At 38.7% G+C, this 22,468-nt stretch carries 16 protein-coding genes; 10 read left to right on the top strand and 6 right to left on the bottom strand.

The genetic code is table 11. The features are described from left to right. Positions 1-17: 17 nt before the first annotated feature. On the bottom strand, positions 18-410 hold the full coding sequence (locus QNI22_RS05000) for a DUF3471 domain-containing protein (protein ID WP_314509527.1): 393 nt from the start codon (positions 408-410) through the stop codon (positions 18-20). 328 nt (positions 411-738) lie between these two features. Here QNI22_RS05000 and QNI22_RS04995 point away from each other — a divergent pair, with 328 nt between their 5' ends. The 3 genes from QNI22_RS04995 (at position 739) to QNI22_RS04985 (ending at position 9,177) form a co-directional block, all read left to right on the top strand. Next, entirely contained in the window at positions 739-4,347 is a 3,609-nt protein-coding gene (locus tag QNI22_RS04995) for a TraB/GumN family protein (protein WP_314509526.1), read from the top strand. Positions 4,348-4,771: 424 nt separating this feature from the next. Next, the gene (locus QNI22_RS04990; RefSeq protein WP_314509525.1) at positions 4,772-6,919 is read left to right on the top strand and encodes a WG repeat-containing protein; all 2,148 of its coding nucleotides are present in this window, start codon (positions 4,772-4,774) and stop codon (positions 6,917-6,919) included. Positions 6,920-7,077: 158 nt separating this feature from the next. After that, positions 7,078-9,177: an OmpA family protein gene (locus tag QNI22_RS04985; protein WP_314509524.1), complete on the top strand. Its 2,100-nt coding sequence runs from the start codon at positions 7,078-7,080 to the stop codon at positions 9,175-9,177. A 70-nt stretch (positions 9,178-9,247) separates the two neighbouring features. Here the strand turns inward: QNI22_RS04985 and QNI22_RS04980 are convergent, their stop codons facing one another. Beyond that, positions 9,248-9,721 carry a response regulator gene (locus QNI22_RS04980; RefSeq protein ID WP_314509523.1) on the bottom strand — a complete coding sequence of 158 codons (474 nt, stop codon included), beginning with the start codon at positions 9,719-9,721 and terminating at the stop codon, positions 9,248-9,250. A 232-nt stretch (positions 9,722-9,953) separates the two neighbouring features. Then, positions 9,954-10,622: a DUF6766 family protein gene (locus tag QNI22_RS04975; protein ID WP_314509522.1), complete on the bottom strand. Its 669-nt coding sequence runs from the start codon at positions 10,620-10,622 to the stop codon at positions 9,954-9,956. Positions 10,623-11,151: 529 nt separating this feature from the next. Between QNI22_RS04975 and QNI22_RS04970 the strand changes: the two genes are divergently transcribed. The 5 genes from QNI22_RS04970 to QNI22_RS04950 all read left to right on the top strand — a co-directional run bounded on the left by QNI22_RS04970 (position 11,152) and on the right by QNI22_RS04950 (position 16,050). Further along, complete coding sequence (locus QNI22_RS04970) at positions 11,152-11,577, top strand: PRC-barrel domain-containing protein (RefSeq protein WP_314509521.1); 426 nt, start codon at positions 11,152-11,154, stop codon at positions 11,575-11,577. 322 nt (positions 11,578-11,899) lie between these two features. Beyond that, entirely contained in the window at positions 11,900-12,877 is a 978-nt protein-coding gene (locus QNI22_RS04965; protein WP_314509520.1) for a glycosyltransferase, read from the top strand. A gap of 61 nt (positions 12,878-12,938) precedes the next feature. Continuing rightward, entirely contained in the window at positions 12,939-14,255 is a 1,317-nt protein-coding gene (locus QNI22_RS04960) for a glycosyltransferase family 4 protein (RefSeq protein ID WP_314509519.1), read from the top strand. Position 14,256: 1 nt separating this feature from the next. Continuing rightward, on the top strand, positions 14,257-14,832 hold the full coding sequence (locus QNI22_RS04955; RefSeq protein WP_314509518.1) for a D-glycero-alpha-D-manno-heptose-1,7-bisphosphate 7-phosphatase: 576 nt from the start codon (positions 14,257-14,259) through the stop codon (positions 14,830-14,832). 48 nt (positions 14,833-14,880) lie between these two features. Then, positions 14,881-16,050 (top strand): glycosyltransferase family 9 protein, encoded by a 1,170-nt coding sequence (locus tag QNI22_RS04950; protein WP_314509516.1) that lies wholly within the window; start codon positions 14,881-14,883, stop codon positions 16,048-16,050. A gap of 63 nt (positions 16,051-16,113) precedes the next feature. Here QNI22_RS04950 and QNI22_RS04945 read toward each other — a convergent pair whose 3' ends face one another. From QNI22_RS04945 to QNI22_RS04935, 3 genes are all read right to left on the bottom strand, one after another. Continuing rightward, a complete protein-coding gene (locus tag QNI22_RS04945; RefSeq protein WP_314509515.1) occupies positions 16,114-17,112 on the bottom strand; it encodes a glycosyltransferase family 9 protein in 999 nt (332 codons plus the stop codon). Between the two features lie 58 nt (positions 17,113-17,170). Next, positions 17,171-18,136: a glycosyltransferase family 2 protein gene (locus QNI22_RS04940; RefSeq protein WP_314509514.1), complete on the bottom strand. Its 966-nt coding sequence runs from the start codon at positions 18,134-18,136 to the stop codon at positions 17,171-17,173. A gap of 140 nt (positions 18,137-18,276) precedes the next feature. Continuing rightward, positions 18,277-20,052, bottom strand: a complete 1,776-nt coding sequence (locus QNI22_RS04935) for a carbamoyltransferase family protein (RefSeq protein WP_314509513.1) — start codon at positions 20,050-20,052, stop codon at positions 18,277-18,279. Between the two features lie 592 nt (positions 20,053-20,644). Between QNI22_RS04935 and QNI22_RS04930 the strand changes: the two genes are divergently transcribed. Together QNI22_RS04930 and QNI22_RS04925 are read left to right on the top strand one after the other, a co-directional pair. Continuing rightward, positions 20,645-21,091: a DUF2188 domain-containing protein gene (locus tag QNI22_RS04930; protein WP_314509512.1), complete on the top strand. Its 447-nt coding sequence runs from the start codon at positions 20,645-20,647 to the stop codon at positions 21,089-21,091. Between the two features lie 259 nt (positions 21,092-21,350). Then, the gene (locus QNI22_RS04925; RefSeq protein ID WP_314509511.1) at positions 21,351-22,448 is read left to right on the top strand and encodes a glycosyltransferase family 4 protein; all 1,098 of its coding nucleotides are present in this window, start codon (positions 21,351-21,353) and stop codon (positions 22,446-22,448) included. Positions 22,449-22,468 lie beyond the last annotated feature (20 nt).

Below are 22,468 nucleotides of genomic sequence, written 5' to 3'. Positions count from 1 at the left end.
TTTAATTCTATTCATACTTATTTTTCTTTTTCCCCTCTGGTTTCCAGTCCATTGTAATAGATCTTGATACTGGATACTTTCTTTGTCTCATTTCTCAGAAAAGTGACAGTTACATCGACAGAGTTATCTGGAGAGGTAATAGAAAACACATCAGGTACTTTTGTAGGACTGAGAGGCATAACCTGGGTCTGAGTATCTGTGTGTCCATACAATTTGCCACCCTCCAATGTGACAATCGCTTTACTGAAATCATTGTTTCCTTTTACGTTATAAGTGCCAACATACTCCTGAAGAATGGCAACACTATCAGGTTTGCTATCGTCTGGTTTATTTCCGGAAGACTGGGCAACAGAAGTAGCATATACAGCTAGAAAAAATACAAAAATAGTTAGAATGCGTAGTACTTGCATAGTTTAAAAAGGGTTTAGGTGAATAAGAGGATTGGATAAATGTGTGTTGAAATATAAATAAATTATGTTTTGTTTCTTCTCTTTCTCTTAAGAATAGTTTTAAATCTATACAAGCGGTATATTTTATCTGCCAAAGGTGTAAGGGATTGTCTCGTAGGTATTTGAATAAAAAATGAATCTGATAGATTGCTGTGCTCGTATCAGATTATTTTAAATAGATAGGAAATCAGCCTTGAAGAAAGGAATAATATTTCTCTTTAAATATTACAACGTGTACATTTTCAGGGGAATAAACGTTACCTTTGTATATTGTTCACTATCTGTTATCATGAGAATTTATCTGAGTATTGCTCTTATCGGGTTGACTTGTTTTTATTCCTTTGCACAAAGTTCAGCAGTTAAGTATCAGGGGTTACTTTGGGAAATATCGGGAAAGAATCTTCAGAAGCCTTCCTATCTGTTTGGAACCATGCACGTAAGCTCTAAAGTGGCCTTTCATCTGGGGGATGCTTTTTATACTTCTATCCGCAATGCTGAAGTAGTTGCTCTGGAAACAAATCCAGATGAAATGCAGGATGATTATACTCAGTCTATTTTTCAAAAAGCCCGCTCTGAACAGTATAAGCGTAAAAATGGCCGGTTGTCATCAGACGAGTTTACGATTTCAGATTATAAGAAATTACTGCAGGCAGCCTTATCTTATGATCCGGAGATGTTGAATCAATTGCTGTACAGGTCTTACATGGATATGGAAGATTTTGAGGAAAACACTTTTCTGGATCTGTATATTTATCAGGTAGGCAAGAGATTAGGCAAACGGGCTACTGGTGTAGAGAATTTTAGGGAGTCTGAACAACTGGTTCTGGAAGCGCTGAAAGATATGGCAGAAGAGATGAAGCAAAAGAAAACACGAAACAGAGAGGTAGATGAGGATGATTATCGGATGCTACAACCCCATGTACTGACAGATGCATATCGGAGTGGAAATCTGGATTTGTTAGATTCATTATCCCGGAAGCAGTATCAATCGGACGCATTTCTGGAGAAATTCCTTTACAAAAGGAATGAGAATATGTTTCATTCTATTGACTCTATTATTCAGAAATCCAGTTTATTTGTTGGAGTAGGAGCTGCTCACCTGCCTGGTGATAGAGGATTAATTAATATGCTTCGTAAAGCCGGATATACAGTGAAACCCATAAAAATGGGAGAACGGGACAGCGAACAGAAAGATCAGATTGAAAAATTGCGTGTTGATAGAGAATTTTCCAGACAAGTATCAGATGATGGCTGGTTTCAGGTAGAGATGCCAGGTAAATTATATGACTTTTCCACTCCCAACCCACTTGCACAACGACAATATGCAGACTTAGCTAATGGTGCTTACTATGCTGTGAGCCGGGTTAAAACAAATGGGCTATTTTTAGGACAAACACCTGAACAAGTGCTTGATCGTGTAGATAGCCTGTTGTATGAACATATCCCTGGAAAAATATTGTCTAAAACTCCTGTTACGAAAAATGGTTATCAGGGGTTTAATGTGAAAAATCGTTCACGACGTGGCGATATGCAGCGATATCAGATCCTGATAACTCCTTTTGAGGTATTTATCTTTAAAATGAGTGGTAATGGAGATTATATTGAAGGAAAAGAAGCTGACAGATTTTTTAGTTCTATTCAGTTAAAAGAAATAAACGCTGCAAGCTGGCTTCCCTATACACCATCAACCGGAGGGTTTCAGGTAAATCTTCCCCATGTTCCCGTATCAAATGAACATACAGATGCCAGCATATTACATGAATGGGAAGCTTGGGACAAGATTACCGGAAATAGTTATATGATACTTCAGAAGAACGTTAACGAGTTGCGAACGTTGGAAGAAGATACAACGGATCTGAGCATCATAGAAGAAAGCTTTCTGAATTCCGATTTCATCAAAAAGACAGTATCCCGCAAATTATCTACCTACAAAGGATATCCTTGTCTGGAAGTTATAAGTAAAACAAAATATGGAACCAACAATGTGACAAGGTTCCTTTTGAAAGGAACACACTATTATATCATATCCGGAAACTATAAAAAAGATAGAAAGACAGTTGATAAGTTCTTCAGTTCGTTTGCTTTTAAAGAGTTTTCACAAGGTGCCTTGGAAGCCTATACAGATACAACTTTACGTTTCTCTGTGAAGATTCCTAAAGGGAGTGAACCAGGGGAAGGAGAGAAACTTAAAAACCTGTATGAAGACTATATGCCGGAAATTAGCCCGAAAGAAGAAGATTACAGAGTAGTAGAGAAGATGTTGACTTTCAGAGCTCCTGCTTCAGGAGAAGAAATAACAGTAGCTTATCAGAAGTTTCCCAAGTATTATAGCTTTCGCAATGAAAATAAATTTCTGGAGTCTGAGTTACAGGGGATTGTTGCAGGGAAGATTGTTAGAAAAAAAGAGAAAACTGTGTTGAATGATGCCTCAGGAGTATATATCGTATTACAGGATACCAATAGTTCCCGTTGCCTGTTATACAAATTGGTGCAACGTAACCGGATTTTATATACCCTAAGTGCTGTTTCAGATACGTTACAGGGACAGACTGCTTTTATAAAGACCTTCTTTGATAGCTTTACTCCAACAGGAGATCCTGTAGGAAAATCATTGTATGTAAGTAAGGCAAATGAATTTCTGGATGATTTCACAAGTAAAAATGTGGAGACACGGCAAAAAGCAAAAGAATCTATTCATTATGTGGAATTTCAGGACAGCGATGCGCCTCGTCTGATTCAACTTATTCAACAGGCCAATGCCAAAGAAAAAGGCTATCTGGATACTAAACGATTGTTGATAGGACAATTAGGTACATTGCACCATCCACAAATTTTACCTTTTCTGAAATCTGCCTATCAGAATACAAATGATACTACTACATTACAATATGCTATTCTCAATGCCTTAACATTACAAAAGACTCAGGAAGCTTATACTGTTTTTAAAGAGATTGTTTTAAATGAGCCACCCATTTTTAATTCCCAAACAGATCTTAATGGATTATTTTATCCGTTACGGGATTCACTTGCCTTGACAAAACATCTTTTTCCTGATCTGTTGAAACTGGCTTCCTTGTCTGATTACAGAGATCCGGTATATGGTACACTGGCTATGTTAGTTGATAGTAGTTTTGTTAATTCCAAGACCTACGACTCGTATCTGGGACAAATGATTTATGATGCCCGTATTGCCACCAAAAGACATTTTGCACAGGAGGAAGAACGGAAAATGGCTGAAGAATCTGAAGATGAGGATTCCTATTATGAATATGAGGGAGACACTAATTCTGGATTAACCAATTTTGCCACTTTGCTGGCTCCATACCGGGATCAGAATAAAAACGTTGACAGATTATTTGGGCGGTTACTACAATCCAGTGATAATTCAACGGTAATTGAGGTAGTGAAAGTATTGTTGAAAAACAAACAGAATGTATCTGATAGCTTGCTTGAACAATTAGCCTCAGATAACAAATACAGGGCACTTTTGTATACAAAGCTACAAAGCATCAACCGATTGGATAAATTTCCGAAACGATATGCTTCACAGGAGTTGATTGCCCGAAGTTTATTGTATCAGCAAAGAGGATATAGTACTGCAACAGATACGCTGGTTTTTATAAATAAACAAGTGACCGGATATAGCCTTAAAAAAGGATATGTATATTTCTACAAATACAAGAAGTCTGAAAATGATGAATGGTATATTGCTATCAGTGGTTTGCAACCGCTAAACGAAAAACAAATAGATACAGAGGCTTCATTGGTAAGAATGACAGAAAAGAAAATTCGTAAAGGAAAATCATTAACAGAACAGTTTGCAAAAGCACTGCGAGATCTGAAACTGGAAGAACATAGAGATGATATTTCGATGGAGGTGTCGTCCTTGCTGGAATAAGGTAACATTATTGACTAATACAAAAAACGCCATAGATTTATGATCTATGGCGTTTTTTATTTAAAGAAAAGAAAATTTATGATGTCTGTTTTAAATCTATTACATACACTAGAGTACTTTTATATCAACACTACGTTTTTATTTTCGTATATAGGCTAGTTGTAGGATAGCTTATAATACTCAAAACTAGTACTCCCAGTATAAGTTATATGATGAGTGGCATACTATTTTTACATTTTGACGTTAAATCTTCCAGATAGATTTGGGTAATGCTAAGAAAATGAGGGCTGAACAGGTACCACTCTATTTTGAAACTGGGGATTATCGTGTATTTTTGTGGACTATGACTAGTTATTTCTTGAGATTCGTTTTTATACTTTGTTTTATTGTTTCTTCTAATGCTTTTGCTGATAATATTCCCACTGTGGCAAAAGATCCATCTGGATTATATGGTTACAAAGATGCAGAAGGTAAGTATGTAATTCCTGCCCAGTTTGATCAGGCATTTCCTTTTAGCAATGGTTCTGCCCGGGTTATCTGGAAAGGGGGATGGTATCTGATTAATACTCGTGGCAAATTCCTGACAAAAAAATCCTTTTCCAATATTAGTATTTTTCGAAACGGATTAGCTGTTGTAACTGTTCGTGGGAATGATACACAATTGTTGCATGGGCTGATAAATGAAAAAGGAGACCAGATTGTTTCTCCCCAATATCAGTATTTTACTCCAGAGCCAAATTATCGGTATTTTATTGCGGGTATAGAACTTAGTGGTAAAGGCGAAAGCAATAAAGTAAGTTTCGGTTTACTTGACCCGGCTGGTAAGGTTATTATTCCTTTGAATTTTTCTGCCATTCGGCATTCCAACTTTCAGCTATTTATTGGAAAAGATCAATCCGCACGCTGGGAGGCTTTCGATGCTTCTGGAAAGTCATTGTTTGGCGGAAAATACGATAATATCAAAGAGTTTGATGCTGAACTGGCTTGTGTAAAAGTGAATGGAAAATGGGGTATTGTGAATGCAGCAGGAAAAATGGTTGTAAAACCTGCTTATCGGGATATTGTCAAAAAATCTACACATACCTATGATCTTTTACCTTTTATTCAATGGAAGGTGGTAGATCAGAAACAACAAACTATTTTGACTATGGAATACGAGGATGTACGACCAGTACATCCGGTTTTATACAGTTATCAGATTGAAGGAAAAGTTGGTTTGCTGGATGAAAAGGGGGGACGTATTACTCAGCCGTTGTATGATGAAATTCAGCCATTTGTAAAGGAAATGGCTATTGTTCGGGAAAAAGACGCTTATGGTGTAATTAACTCCAAAGGTAATATGATGATTCCCTTACAATATCAGAAGATAGACATTGATACAGCTACATTGTTGCTTCGGGTGCAGTCCAATGGTAAATGGGGAGTATTAAATAAAGCCAATCGTACCATTGTTCCCGCTCAATACGATACTGTTCGGGTGCAACGTTATGGTATGTTTACTGCCAGAAAAGATACTCTCTGGCAATTGCTTGATGCTACAGGTCAACCTGTTGGGGATCAGAAATTTACACAATTAGGAGATATTCAGAATCTGTATGCTGTTGCATACAGGCAAAAGCAGGTAGGTTTGGTCAATCTTCGTGGTTCCTGGGCTATCGAACCAGTATTTGATAACTTGCGGATTGTCAATGAATACATCGCACAATATTATACAGGAGGCCGTTCCGGATTGATTTCGATTCTGACGAAAGAAATGCTGATAGAGGCGGATATGGTAGAACCTATTCATAATTATCTGAGAGTTATTGCTAAGGGAAAATATGGGGTTTGGAACTCACGTGGCAAAGAGGTGATACCTGTGCAATATGATTATATCTCTGACTTTACAGAAGATAGCGTTTTGACAGTATTTCAGAAGAAAAATAAAGGATTGATAAATCTTCAGGGGCGAGTAATTCTAAAACCTTCTCCTTTATATGAAGAATTGTTGGTGATGAAAAATGAGAGGGTTGGAATAAAGATGAAAAACAAATATGGCTTTGTAGATAAGAATGGTAAACTTCGGATCGCAAACCGCTATGAAGGCATAGGTAATTTCTCTGAAAATATGGCTGCTGTGAAGATTCTTGGAAAATGGGGCTTTATCAATAAAGCAGAAGAATTGGTCATTCAACCCAATTATGAAGCTGTCGGGCAATTTGAACATGGAGCTGCTCCTGTAAAGAAAAATGGCAAATGGGGATTGGCTTCAAAGGCTGGAAAAGAGATTTTAAAATGTAATTATGATGGGGTAAACTGGCAGCCTACCGGGCGATATACAATCAGTCTGAATGGAAAAAAAGGTTTGGCTGATGCTTCTGGCAGGGAGATATTTCCTCCCAGATATGATCTTGTGGCAGATAATGATAATGGGTTTGTTATGTTAGGAAAAAATAATAAATTAGGCTTATCTGATAACAAAGGATATGATGTGCTGCCGGTTATCTATGATAGATTGTATTTTAATTCGTCCAAGAATTTTTATATCACAGGTATAGAATCACCCATACAAAAGTTTGTTTATCAGCCTTAGAAGTATAACTCTAATTTTAGATTGAATTATAAAAATTCAAGAGGTTGATACAAAGGAATCTTTGCTAATTCTGATTTCTGTAAAACAACTAATTGGTATCTGGAAATCAGAATAGTGTTTTACACTCATTTAAGTACATTGTATACCCGCTTACAACTGTGAGAAAACATTATCGATCATTCTTTGGCAAGGGAGCCCGGCTTATCTGTGTGATTTTGCTATTCTCTTTTGGTATGGGTACAGCTTTAGCCCAACAAGTACAATGGGCTTCACGAGTTATTGGATTTTCTTCTGAACTGGTGCATGCGAAAACTCCTAAACAATATGGTGCACAGCAAATCCTAGGCAAACCCAGCAAATTGCCTAATTTTGGGAATAGTGCTTGTGCCTGGTCTCCTTCCACTGAAGCTAATATTACTGAAGAATGGATCAAGGTAGGCTATACCAAGCCTATGAAGATTAAGCAGATCGCTGTCGCAGAAAATTTCAACGCAGGTAGTATTACCCGCATTTATGGGTATGATAGCAATGACAAAGAATATTTGTTATATACCAATACAAAAGATACACTTCCTGTAGTAGGGCGTATGCTGAATGTCTTCATAAAAGAAACTCCCTTTGTTGTAGCATCCTTAAAAATTGTGTTGAAAACAAGTCGTATTCCTGGCTGGAATCAAATAGATGCTGTAGCAATTTCTTCTCTCTCCACTCCGGTTAAGGCTCAGATTAACCTGAGTCCGGATACCCCAAAAGAACTAAAAAGAGAGAATCTGGGTAGGGGGGTAAATTCTGTTTATGAAGAGATTTGTCCTGTAATAGCCCCAGATGGAAAAACCTTGTATTTTACTCGTCCCGAACAACCCGATAACCAGGATGTATGGTATGCAGAACTAACCGCTGCCAAAACTTTTGGTATTGCTCGTCGTATGCCAAGTCCTATTAATACGCCTGAACACAATTCTTCGTTCTCGATTACTCCAGATGGAAGTACCATGCTGCTAAACAATATTTATCGACGTGACAAACAGGATACAAACCGAATCAAACTCTACAAAGGCTTGTCTGTAACACGGAAAAACGGACAGTTGTGGGGATTTCCTGAACAGGTTCAGATTCAGAAATATTACAATGACAATGATTTTGCTGAGTTTTCATTGGCGCAGAATGGTCAGGTGCTTGTAATGACTGCACAACGGGAAGATTCCTATGGTTCAAAAGATCTTTATGTTTCGTTTCTGCAATCCAATGGAGTATGGAGTGAGCCTAGAAATATGGGAGGTGTAATTAATACTGCTGATGCAGAGACTTCTCCATTCATTGCCTCTGATGGAGTGACTATGTATTACTCTACTCCTGGATTGAGTGGCTACGGAAGTATGGATATTTTTGTCACCAGACGACTAGATGAAAGCTGGACCAGGTGGAGTGAACCTCAGAATCTGGGACCTGCTATTAACTCAGATGCATGGGATGGATACTTTACCCTACCTGCATCAGGTGATTATGCCTATTTTGTATCTGCTAAGAACTCATTTGGAGGAAACGATATATTTAGAGTTGAGCTAACCAAGCAGCTACAGCCTGATCCTGTTGCTCTGGTATATGGCAATGTCTATGATGCACAAACTAAGAAACCGATCGGGGCAGAGTTGCAGTACAGTCCCAAGAATCAGAAAGGAGAATCTGGGAAAGCCTCTGCTAACACAGCTACAGGGGAATATAAAATGGTATTACCACTAAAACAAATATATGCTTTAGTGGTAAATTCACCTGGTTACACACAAACTACCGACGAAATTAAGCTGGAAAAAGATTCTGTTTACAAAGAGATTCGAAAGGATATCTACCTGAGTAAAACAGGAACAGAGCCACCTGCACTTGCTAATAAACTGGATATAGCTAATCTGGAAGTTGGAAAAGCAGTTGTGTTGAACAACATTATGTTTGAACAGGGAAAATTTGATTTGCTGGAACCTTCTTTTGCCGAATTGGATAGGGTAGCTACTGTGATGAAAGAAAATCCTAAAATGGAAGTACGCTTGGAAGGACATACTGATAATCAAGGAGACTTTATGCTTAATATAGAGTTATCTAAAAACCGCGTCCTTGCTGTAAAAAAGTATCTTGAATCCAAAGGGATAGCATCCGAACGCATTCAATACAAGGCATATGGTGGTACTCAGCCTCTGGCAAGTAATGCCTCAGAAGTTTCCCGCAAGAAAAATCGTCGTGTAGAATTTATTATTCTTAAAAAGTAAATCAGATATTATACTAGGTCTAATAGCCCTATACGCTGTAAAGCGTACGTATAGGGCTATTTAATTGGCATCAGGGTTGATTGCCGCTGGTAGAAGATGCCTGATTGATGAGCAATGGAAGCTGTCCAACCAATTGGTGAAAATCGTTGTAGTTATCGGGTTTTTGTAAAAAGCTATTACCACCCTGTTTAATAAATTCCTCTACCTGTAATAAAGAATTGGTCGTAGAAAATCCAACGACAGGGACCATCGCATAGGCAGGCAACTGACGAATTTCTTTTACTGTTTGAATACCATCCTTTCGCGGCATATTGATGTCTAATATAATCAGAGAGATTATACCAGAAACACTTTCCCCATTACTTCTTGGAAATGCATTTGTATGGTGTGTTTTTGAAGATAAATAAGTTAAAAGCTCTTGGCCGTTTGTAAAGAACGTATACTGCCAGTGGGGAAATTGCTCGCGGAGACTATTTTCCAACATAAAAACATCATCATCGTCATCTTCTGCAATCAAAATATGTATATGTTCTGTACTATTCATGCTAAAAACAGGCTTAGCTACCTGTATTGGTTACTAGATGGTTTTACGTGAATTTTCCCTATTTAGTTGCAGCAAGTATATGAAACACAGCTGAAAATGAATTTTACTTGCCTATACATTTTTATCCTATAATGCTTGATAGAGCTAGTAAACATGTATAGACTAAAAGTGGTTTTTATATACATTGTTATGTTAACTTAGAACGAGAATAAGAAATGGTTTTCGTTCATTCTTATTCTTTGCCGGTTTGGCTATGAGGAGCATCAACGGGTTTTGATTCTGGAGAGCCATATTGTCTGAGATAAATACTTAATACAACAATAGACAGAACAGCCAGAAATTCACTTTGCCAGTTTTGCAATGACTCAAACCAGAACTGGCTATCAAAGCAATAACTGTGTAATGGCTCTGCCGGGAGTCCTTTTTGAGCTTGTTCATCTTTGTAATTCAAGTAACTTCCATGAAGATGGAGAGTGAAAGAACATAGAAATAAAAGGAAAAATGCCAGGCTGAGAGAGTTCTTATAGAGTTTTAGCCAGATTCCTCCTTTTCTGACAGGCCAAGGGGCTTCCGAAGATGGTGTTGGCTGACGATCAACGTCTTCCTCTTCGTCTAATTTTTTAGACTCTGAAGAACCTTTTTGTCGTAGGGAGACAGTAAGGAGCACATAGGCGGCCATTTGTAAAAACTCACTTTCCCAATTTTCAAATGTGGCAGATATGAAGTGTCCACTAGATAGATAATCTGCAAGAGACAGGGGAGTGGCACCAGCTTCATTTAGTGCCTGGTTATTAGAGTGCCAGCCTGTAAAGACTTGTCCCAGCCAAAATAGTAAAAATAGAGTTACTAACACAAGAGATAGCCCGTTGCGGTACCAGAACGAATGATTGTTGAATGCCATATAAAAAAATGATTGTAAATATTTTGTTGTACTCAATTTATTAGAAAAATATCTGGCCAGAAGCGGATTATGGATAAATACAAAGAGGCATTAATCAATCTATATCGTAGAATAGAGTCTGGCATACATAAATTTATTAGATCAAGTTACCTTTTCTCTGCATGCCAGGGTAATTAATACCACAATTTAGTAAGTTGTATAAAGGATATATACTCGATTACACCTACTAGGGCTGTTAAGTCTGTCTGGTACAGAAATTTATCTATTGGAGATGTTAGTCTGAGAAAGGAGAGATAATTTAAAAGGAGTGGCTGGTTTAAGATTATTCATCTTGTAGAAGTAAGAAGAAATGTATCTAAAAGTAAGAGTCATTTTCTAATGAAAAAGATCCATTTTCTTAAGTCAGACCTGAGAATATATCCTCATTTACTTGAACTGGGTAATGCCAGCGAAAGAACAAAAGATTAACCGAAGGCTACCACATAGGTAGCCTTTTGTATTTTGTTACACTTTAATTAAGGAGGTGACTATGGCTATTGGAAGCTATGAAGCTGATAATCGCACCGGTATCAACCATGAAGGATCAGACGCCAATATTCCAGTGCAGCGATTAACAGCTACTTCTATTATTGGAGATAATGTATTTAATAGAGCAGATAAAGAATTAGGAACAATTCAAAATCTGATGGTCAATATTCAGACGGGTAAAATCGAATATGCAGTATTAGAATCGGGATCATTTTTAGGAATTGGAGGCAAGCTATTTGCCATTCCTTTTGCAGAGCTGATTCTTGATGGCATTCGCAGGCGCTTTATTTTGGATAGAAGTAAGGAATATGTAAAAGACTCTCCGGGATTTGACAAAGATCACTGGCCTAATACCAATAGTGATGATACATATTATGGGCAGGTAAATCAATACTGGCAACTTTCATCACGTGCATTTTATCCGTAAACAATTGTAAGATCGTTAGTAAAACACCTCTGGCTTTATAAAGCCAGAGGTGTTTTATTTTGTGTTCTTGTAATTGGTTTTCTTATAGAGAGTTGTTTTGTATGTGGATAAAATTATATTTCTGTTAGTTTAAATCTGTAGTATGTTTTTGATATACAGATGATTTTATTAGTGGCTAGTGTGTTTTTTGTTGGTTTTGTACAACTGTATAAAAAAGTCAACACTTCTCTTCTGACATTATTGCAGAAGAGGACTGACAGCACTTCTGACAAGTGGCATTATGTTTTCATTTGTGCATTGACTATATTTTATATTAACACGCATGAATAGTACTCTCAAAAGACCTGCAATTTTTACCTGGCACATTCACGGTAGTTATTTGTATTATTTAGCTCAGGGCGATTTTGATATTTACATTCCTGTAAACAAAGCAAAATCAGAAGGGTATGTTGGGAGAGGGGAGACATTTCCCTTTGGTGACAATGTACACGAAGTGTATGCTGAAGAAGTTCGAACACTATCGTTTGACTGTATACTTTTTCAGACCAATCAGAATTATCTGATAGATCAGTACGAGATTTTGTCACCTGAACAACGAAAGCTTCCCCGTATCTATCTGGAACATGATCCGCCCCGACAGCATCCGACCAATACACGCCATGTAGTAGCTGATCCGGATGTACTAGTAGTTCATGTTACTCACTTCAATCGTTTGATGTGGGATAATGCAACAAGAACAGAGGTGATAGAGCATGGAGTAACAGTTGCCCCCGCTGTATATTCAGGCCATCTGAATAAAGGCATTGTGGTAATCAATAATCTTCCCTTACGGGGACGTATCTGTGGATGGGATATTTTTCAGGAAGTAAGTAAACATATCCCACTTGATCTGGTGGGCATGGGTACAGAGAGTGTAGGATTGGGAGAGGTACTGCATCCGCAACTTCCGGAATTTATTAGCCAGTATCGTTTCTTTTTTAATCCTATTCGCTATACCAGTCTGGGACTTGCTGTGTGTGAAGCTATGTCATTGGGGATACCTGTTGTGGGTTTGGCTACTACCGAAATGGTAGCTGTCATTAAGAATGGCATAAACGGCTATATACATACAGATATTTCTGTTCTTATTGAATGCATGCAGCGTTTGTTGCAAGATCCGGAACATGCCCGTCAAATTGGCTTGAATGGGCAGCAAACCGCAAAAGAGCGGTTTGACATCCGACGCTTTACAGAAGATTGGACCAGAGTATTTCACAAAGTACTTCAACAACATTATTCTTCTCAAATGATTGAGATCTAAACGTTTACTCAGATCCATTTTTCAGTCTCATTTTTTATACTCAGCTTACAACCTGTTTTTTATGAAAAAGAAAGTAGCATTTATTAGCGAACATGCTTCTCCATTGGCGACATTAGGAGGAGTAGACAGTGGTGGACAAAATGTATACGTTGCTGAACTGAGCAAACATCTAGCCCGCATAGGATATGAAATTGATGTTTTTACGCGTTGGGAAGATCCTGGATTTCCAGAAGTTGTTGATTGGATGCCTGGTGTTCGGGTGATCCATATACAGGCTGGCCCCGTAGATGTAGTTCCGAAAGAGGAATTGCTTCAATATATGCCAGAGTTCTCTCTGAATATGTATGAGTTTATTCTCGAGCATAAAATTAACTATCAATTGATACATGCTAATTTCTGGACCTCTTCACTGGTAGCTTCTCAGTTAAAAAAACTTTTGCAAATACCATTTGTTGTTACTTTTCATGCATTGGGGTATATCCGTAAACTATATCAGGGCAGTCAGGATCATTTCCCAGAAGAAAGAATTCGTATTGAGGAACAGATTGTACATGAGGCTGACCACATTATTGCAGAATGCCCTCAAGACAGAAGCGACTTATTAAATTATTATTCAGCATATCCCGAACTTACAACCGTAATTCCTTGTGGATTTAGCATTCAGGACTTTTATCCTGTTGAACAAAAAAAGGCCAGACAGATTCTGCGGTTAAAAGAAAATGAAATCATATTTCTGCAATTAGGGCGTATGGTACCTCGTAAAGGTGTCGATAACGTAATTAGAGCCTTAAGTAGGATAAAACAGTGTCAGCAATCTGTCCGATTGGTTATTGTAGGAGGAGAATCCGATTTACCTGATCCTGAACTATGTCCTGAAATCAAGCGATTGCAGCATGTTGCTCAGGAAGAAGGCGTTTCGTTACAGGTTACCTTCACCGGACGTAAAAGCCGAGATATGTTAAAACATTATTATTCAGCAGCAGATGTGTTCATTTCTACACCCTGGTATGAACCTTTTGGCATTACTCCTCTGGAGGCAATGGCATGTGGTACACCGGTGATCGGATCACAGGTGGGTGGAATCAAGTACAGTGTGGCAGATGGGGAAACAGGTTTTTTGGTTCCTCCAAATGATCCAGATGCATTAGCAGAAAAGATGAGCCAGTTGATTTGCGATCCGGAGCTTTTACAACAAATGAAGAAAAATGCTATTGAACGGGTTAACACTTTATTTACCTGGGCGAAGGTTGCAGAAGAAGTATCTGATTTATATAACAAAGTCATATATAGAACGTATGAGGCTGCCGGAAGACCACAGACGGTACTGACTGAACGAGCCGAACAATTATTAGATGCAGATTTAATAATAGGTGGATAAAATGCAGCACAGAGCCATTTTTCTGGATAAGGATGGAACATTGATTCAGGATATCCCTTATAATGTAGATCCCTCTAAAATTTCCTTGCTGGACGGTGTTCAGGAAGGGTTGCGGGAACTGGCAGCTAAAGGGTTTTTACTGATTGTTATATCCAATCAGGCAGGAGTGGCTCATGGACATTTTACTATCGAATCGTTAGAGGATGTGAAGACAAAGATTAAACATCTGTTAAGTCCGGAAGAAGTGACAGTACATGGATTTTATTTTTGTCCCCATCATCCTGATGGGGCAGTGAGTGCTTATGCTATTTTATGTGAGTGTCGAAAACCCAGGCCTGGTATGTTGCTTGAGGCTGCGAAGGATTTTGATATAAACCTGTCAGAATCCTGGATGATTGGAGATATCCTACATGATATAGAGGCTGGAAAGGCGGCTGGATGTCATACTATCCTGATTGATAACGGAAATGAAACGGAATGGGTGCTCACACCAGAACGTACACCTGAATTCACTGCAAAGGACTTCAGAGAAGCGGTTTCTTATATTTTAACGAGTCAGACTACCTCTTATAAGTAACTCATACACGTTTTAACAAGCCTTATTCTTTATATAGCAATTGATAAAATGAAAAATAAATGGTTGGAGTGCCGGAATGTGTTGATCATTCGACCTGATAATCTGGGAGATCTCATAATGTCTACTCCTGCTATCCGGGCAGTGAAAGAGACATTGGATTGTAAAATTACAGTACTTACTTCTTCTATAGCTGCCGGAGTGGCTGGTTTACTTCCAGAAATAGATGAAGTACTTATGTATGATCTGCCTTGGGTTAAGAATGAACGCGTTCCGGACTCCAATCAATTTTTTGAAGTTATTGCTGAATTAAAGAAAAGAAAATTTGATGGGGCTATACTCTTTACGGTGTTTAGCCAGAATCCCTTGCCTGCAGCTATGCTGGCTTATTTAGCTGGAATCCCTTTACGGTTAGCCTATTGTCGCGAGAATCCTTATCATCTGTTAAGCGATTGGATACCAGAAAAAGAACCTTATTCCTTTATCCGTCATCAGGTAAAGCGTGATCTCGAACTTGTAGCATCTGTCGGTCTCACAACAACTAATGACCAATTGTCGCTTGTTGTTTCAGATGATAATCGTTCAAGTGCCATAGAAAAGTTGTCTGATGCTGGAGTTGATCTTACTAAACCCTGGTTGGTTCTGCATGCTGGTGTAAGTGAACTTAAACGTCAATACCCACAACAACGCTGGATCGATACAGGAAGACGAATACAAAAAGAATTGGAGTATCAGATTTTGTTGACAGGTACACTGGCTGAAAAAGAACTGACTGATCAATTGGCAAAAGGAATAGGCCCAAATGCTTTTTCTCTAGCTGGTTTGCTGTCTCTAAAAGAGTTTATTTCGCTTATCAAAATGGCACCTGTTGTGGTATCGGTTAATACTGGTACTATACATATTGCAGCGGCAGTAGGCACACCTGTGGTAGTTTTGTATGCGCAGACCAATCCACAACATACACCCTGGAAAGTTCCTCATCGGGTATTGCCTTTTGAAGTTCCTGAAGATTTACGAAGTAAAAATGAGGTGCTTCAATATGTACATCAACTGATATATGATAATGTAGTGCCAATGCCAGAGCCTGAAGAGGTAATAAAGCATATCAGATCGCTCATAGCAGTTCCAGCTTTGGAACCCTCTTTTGCAAATCCTGTCTTTTTAGAGCCTATTCTGGTAGGTTCTTTGTTTTATGAAAGATCCTATCAAAATGGGTTTTAAATCCGTCTGTCTTGGGTCAAAGCTTTAACAATACACAATCTTGTAACGGCAACTACGTGATTGTTATTCAAATGTCACTTCTTCGAATAAGCTGATTGTAGCGACACGTGCAATCCCGAAATCAAAGGTTTTTGTCCAGTCAATCGTATGATGGATATTTTTATCCAGTGGACCCCAGCGTTCAGGCTCTCCATCCATACTGATTACCACACTTTTTGTCTGGAAGGCGGAGGCTATATGTGAAACTCCTGTACAATTGGAAATCAAAGCAAAGGCATTTTTGATCAATACGCCGATACTACCCAAACTGGTTTTACCTGCCACATTAATAGCCTGGGTTTGCATATGGCTCATGACTTCTTCTACTATAGGCAATTCATCTTTAGTTCCTGTTATGACTACCTCAAAACCCTGTCTCTTACAATATTCTGCCAATTCTGCAAAGTATTTGGGCGGCCATTGTCTCCATGAACCCCGTGATCCGGGATGAATACATACATAATGCATTGGATCGAGAGGGAGATTGAGTTCTGCAAATTCTTCATAATCTTTACCTGACAAAGGAAACTCTAGCTGTAAGCCTTTTTCTTCGATGCCAAGATGGTTCATAAGCCGTATGTAGCGTTCTATTTCGTGTCCATAATTAGGATACTCCAGAAATAATTCTTTGTTAGGGCAATAATCATGGCTGACGCAGAATCCGGCTGTATAACGAGCTCCAAATAGTTCGATCATTGGATTAACAAGCGTGCCACTTCCCTGCATTTGTAATGCCAGGTCAAATTTTTCAGCTTGTACCTCTGCCAGGAAAGAGGTAAATGCTGTTGGTTGAACGATTTGTTCGGGAAGGCCTGGATAGCCAGGAAAAGAGATGAAGTTATCAAAATATTCTGAAAACCGCTCTACCAATGCTTTAGCCCATGGAAGTCCGGCCAGTGTGATAGACGCCTGAGGATATGTCTGCCGTAAAGCCCGGATAGCAGGTATAGCACATAGAAGATCACCTAGTTGTAAGGCCCGGAAAATGATTATTTTCCGAACTTCGTTTTGCGGAATTTTCATAGCTTTGAATAATGCATATGTTGTAAAAGTCTATGTAATAGAAGCTTTTAAGTAAGAACTAAAAAAACAGGACCCGATAACGCCAGGCTCCATACAAAGTCCAGTAAATAGAAAGAAAAGGTATCAGTGCAGATGTCACAATCATTTCGCTTACATGCCAGAAGGATTTGGACGTACGAGACAGTCGTTTCCAGGTAAACCATCCTGTACATCCTATCCATCCAACCAGAAACAACAACGCTAGTCCCGAACTATTTGTCAGCATTCCACAAAATAATCCCAGAAAGCAGAAAATGATCAGATAGTAGTGCCAGACAGGACCTGGTTGTATCTTTTGTCTATATAAGCGAGGAAACTTTTTGTATAACAATGCATTAAACATGCTCTTCCTTTGTTCTTTTAAGCTTACTCCCCAAGGTGCTTTACGAACCGGATGTACAATAATAGCCTGAGGTAATTGTTTTATTGGAATATGGTTTTCGAGTAGCTTAAATTCCAGATCGCTGTCTTCTCTCCATGCAGTAGAAAACTGAGAGTCAAAACCACCTACTTTTACCAAAGCCATTCTACTACAAATGCAATTGGCAGTCACAAATTCTGCTGTTTCCAACCCTGCTGTATTAAGTTCATAGTCTGTAGGATCTTGTGATACAGGAACAACAACCCGGCCTGAGTAAGCTATTACTTCTTCTCCTTTGTAAGTTTCCCAGATTTTAGTTAGCCAATTGGTATCTGGGATGCAATCATCGTCTGTAAATGCAATCAACTCTCCATGCGATTTTCGCCAACCTAGATTGCGTGCAGCTGCAGGCCCTCTTTTATAGGTTAAGGATAAAAAGTGAATAGTTACTGCTGAATTTTTCTGCCATGTTTGAACAACTTGTGCTGTAGAATCATCAGGTCCATCACTGACAACAATGATTTCATAAGATTCGCTGGAAAAAGTCTGCCGTAATAATGCTTCCAGGCAGGTGTTAAGTAAATTGGGACGTTGGTAAGTAGGGATAACAACGGAGATCTTCATAGTGTAAACTGGTTTTGCAGATTTCACCAGCTATTTCAGTTATATGTAGAAACTGAAATAGCTGATCTTTAAAAGCAGAAAAAATCTTGTACCCAAATTGCTGTCTTTGCAATCTTTATAAAATATTTCCCGACAACCTCTTAAACACCTATTGACACACTGGATAATTCTTCTGCCTGATCATAGATGGATTGAGGATTCTTTTCAAGTAAGAACGATCCCATCACCAATGCATCAAAAGGAGAACCCCAAAAACATTCAACTGCATCACGTGGGGTACACACAATAGGCTTGCCCAGTGTATTGAAAGATGTATTCACTAATACTGGAACTCCTGTGCGTTTTTTAAAAGCTTGCAACAGTTCATAATACAAAGGATGTTGATGCTGATTGATAGTCTGAATGCGTGCGGTCCCATCTACATGCCGAACTGCCGGAATTTTGTCTGCTTTATCAGGTTGTACATCATAAATGAAAAGCATATAAGGTGAGTAATAAGCATTTACAAACCAGTCAGGAGCATCTTCTTCCAATACTACAGGCGCTACAGGACGAAAGTCCTCCCGATCTTTTACTTCGTTGAGCCGTGCCTGCATAGAGGCATTAATAGGAGAGGCGAGGATAGAGCGACTTCCCAGTGCTCTGGGACCAAACTCCATTCTTCCCTGATACCAGCCAATAATCTTATCCTCTGCCAGCATGTCGGCTACTTCTTCGGCCACATTATGCAACTTCCGATAGGGAGTTTTTGTCCACTGTAGAAATTTCTCTATCTCATCATCTGAGAAATCAGGACCCCAATAGGCGTGATCCATGACAAATGTACGTTCTGTTGCCTTGCGTTGTTGGGTATCTATCCAGATGGCTGCTCCTAACGCAGTTCCTGCATCTCCGGAAGCCGGCTGAACCCATAGTCGCTTAAATTTACTTTTATCCCGAATGCGGGCATTCATCACACAGTTTAGTGCTACACCACCTGCCATACAAAGATTCTCTTCCTGAGTTTGTTCATATAGCCAGTCTGCCAGATTTACGACTGTGTTTTCCAATACCTTCTGTAAGGAATGTGCCAGATTAAAATGATGTTCGGTGAAAGGTTCGTGTCGCAAACGGGCAGGACCAAAACGTTCTATAAAATTCTCGTTGACGATTTGATACTGTCCATTTCCTTCCAGTTGAATAATCTCTTCAAAGTCTTTCACAAAGACAGGTTTTCCATAGGAAGCCAGTGCCATTACTTTGTATTCATCGGAAGAATGGAGAAATCCCAGATAAGTTGTCAGACGTTCGTATAGTAAACCCAGTGAGTGGGGCATATTTACCTGGCCTATGCGAGTCAACTCGTTTCCTATACCGTGATTATAGGTTGTAGTAGCTTTTTCTCCGCGTCCATCCAACGTCATTACTGCTGCACTCTGATAGGGAGATACATGAAATGCGCTGGCTGCATGGGCAATATGATGCTCTACATAATGCCATTTGCTTCTGTCTATCAGGGCACCCTGGAAACGTTTTTGTAAATGATGGGGATATCCGTCTCGTAATTGTTCTGGTGCATTAATGATAAGAGATAAAAACAAAGGGTCCCATTCGGATTCCCACTCATTGGAAGGCTTATCCAAATGAGTATGGAGAGGTATCGGAATAACAGACACATTCCTATATTGTTCCGGCAACAGCTCATAAGGATCAAACGAATAGGCAAAATGATCCACATCATTCAAATGAATATCTGCTACTTTGAGACAATAGTCAATAGCATGAAAGGGTAGTTCATAGGTAGAAAAAGGAATTGGTCTTTTTCCATGTTTGATATGTGTGAAGCGTTCTTCTTCTGCGGCAGCCAATAATTGGCCATCCTTGATTAGACAGGCTGCCGAATCATGAAAAGTTGCATTAATACCTAAAGTATACATGAGAAAAAATTTGGAAGTAGAAGAAAAAAGTATTCCATAGCATGGAGTAAATCAGAGAAGTGTCTCTAAGATAATGTGCCTGCAAGTAGTAGACGGAAGAGCCGCTTTTTCATTACAATAAATACTGATTTTGAGAAGTATAGACCATCCATTGTCCCTGAAAAATAAACATGACTTTAGATCTGCTGTCAGCATAGATTTTCCTTGCTTTTTCACTTCTGATTCTACAAACTAACAACCTTTCACACTAGTCGATAACTGACTGTATATGAGTAGAAAATAGTGTTTTTGAGTCTGATCAACAGCTGATTTTAGTTTGTTATTGGGTAATTAATTTCCCAAAGAGAGTAAGGGTTTACTCTGCTGGGTGGTTAGTTGATCAAAAAAACTAACAAACCTATTTTTGGCATGTGTATACACAAGTGTATTCTATACATGAAAAAGACATGTATAACCTCAATGGCATGTAATTTTAAAAGTCTTTGTAAAAGTTTGGGACACAGATAATAGAAGTGGAAAAAAAACTTCTTCACACTTGTGGTTTGTGTAACAATAAAATGGTTGAAACGATAATCCTTAATAAGAGAAAGCTATGCCATGGTCAAAAACTAATTATCCGGTTTCGATGAAGAACCTACCAGTCAAAGTAAGGAACAAAGCAGTGGAAATTGCGAATGCCTTGCTGGAAGACAGACATATGGAAGAAGGAATTGCTATTGCAACGGCTATTAGTCGCGCAAAAGATTGGGCTGTGAATCACGACATTGAAATCAAAAGTAAAGCAAAGGATTCCAAAATTACCGATGTCAAGAAACATGGAGAAGATCGATATGTAATTCCCTATGAAAACAATAAATGGGCTGTTAAAAAAGAAGGAGAAGATAAAGTAGAACAGGTCGTAATTACCAAGCAGGAAGCTATACAGATAGGCAAAGATGAAGCCCGTAAAAATAATGCATCACTTACTATTCAGGGTAAAAATGGTAAGGTACAAAAAAGAATATCCTATAATCCCAATAACCAGAATTCTCAGGCATAATCTGATGTCAGGATAGGCAAGTAAAATTGTATAGAAGCTATCCGGAATCAACTTGCCAGTAAAGAAAAAGTAAGGACAAATAAAGGAATCATTTAGTGCGTAGATACTAGTATGGATAGCTAGCTAAAAACCAGTCCTTTCTATAGTTAATATCTAGTTTTGCCTCGGTTTGATATATACCTGTACAGGCTTTACCTGAAGAGTAACTGGTTGGGTGGGTAGCTAAATAATACTCTTTACTTAAACCTATTTTCACACTATGAAAATTGCACAAATAGCTCCTTTATATGAGTCGGTGCCGCCTAAATTATATGGAGGAACAGAACGAGTTGTTTCATATTTAACAGAAGAATTAATCAGACAGGGACATGAGGTTACTCTATTTGCCACAGGCGATTCAAACACATCTGCCAGGTTAGTGAGCCATATTGATGAAGCATTGCGGTTAAACCCCGGAATACAAGATCCCATTGCGCACCATATCATACAGATGCAGGATGTTATGGAAAGAGCGGAAGAGTTTGATATCCTGCATTTTCACAACGACTATCTGCATTTTCCTTTTTCGGCTACATTAGGTAAGCCATGCATTACCACACTACATGGCAGATTGGATCTGCCTGATCTGCAATATGTATATAATAAATTTAAGGATCGGCCACTGGTATCTATCTCAGATTCACAGCGAAAACCACTGAAGGATGTTTGCTGGGCTGGGACAGTTTACCATGGATTACCTTTAGATCTATATAACAAAGGAGAGGGTAAAGGAGATTATGTGGCTTTTATCGGAAGAATCTCTCCTGAAAAGAGACCTGATCGTGCTATTGAAATTGCCAGAAAAGCTGGCATAAAAATAAAGATGGCTGCCAAAATTGATAAAGCTGACCAACCCTATTATCAAAAACATATCCGAAAATTGATGGATCAGCCCCATGTCGAGTTTATCGGAGAAATTGGTGAAGCACAAAAGGGTGAATTTCTGGGAAACGCCAAAGCCTTATTGTTCCCTATAGACTGGCCTGAACCTTTTGGGATGGTTATGATTGAAGCTATGGCTTGTGGTACTCCTGTAATTGCGTTCAACAATGGATCAGTTCCTGAAATTATTGATCATGGAGAGAGTGGTTTTGTTGTAAATACAATTGGACAGGCTGTAAAGGCATTAAATCAAATAGACCTTCTGGATCGTAAGCTGGTTCGTAGAACGTTCGAGAGTCGGTTTAGTGCAGGAATTATGGCAGAAAGTTATCTCCACTTGTTTGAAAGAATGATACCAAAAAAGAGAAAACGTATCTACATGTCTACTGAAATGGAAAAGATACTAAATACTTATAAAACAAAACAAGCCAGTTAATATTCACTAACTAGACGTAG

This window comes from Xanthocytophaga agilis (assembly GCF_030068605.1).
GTDB lineage: Bacteria > Bacteroidota > Bacteroidia > Cytophagales > 172606-1 > Xanthocytophaga > Xanthocytophaga agilis.
The sequence above is the reverse complement of the archived record's forward strand: the minus strand, read 5'-3'. Positions and strand labels throughout refer to the sequence as shown.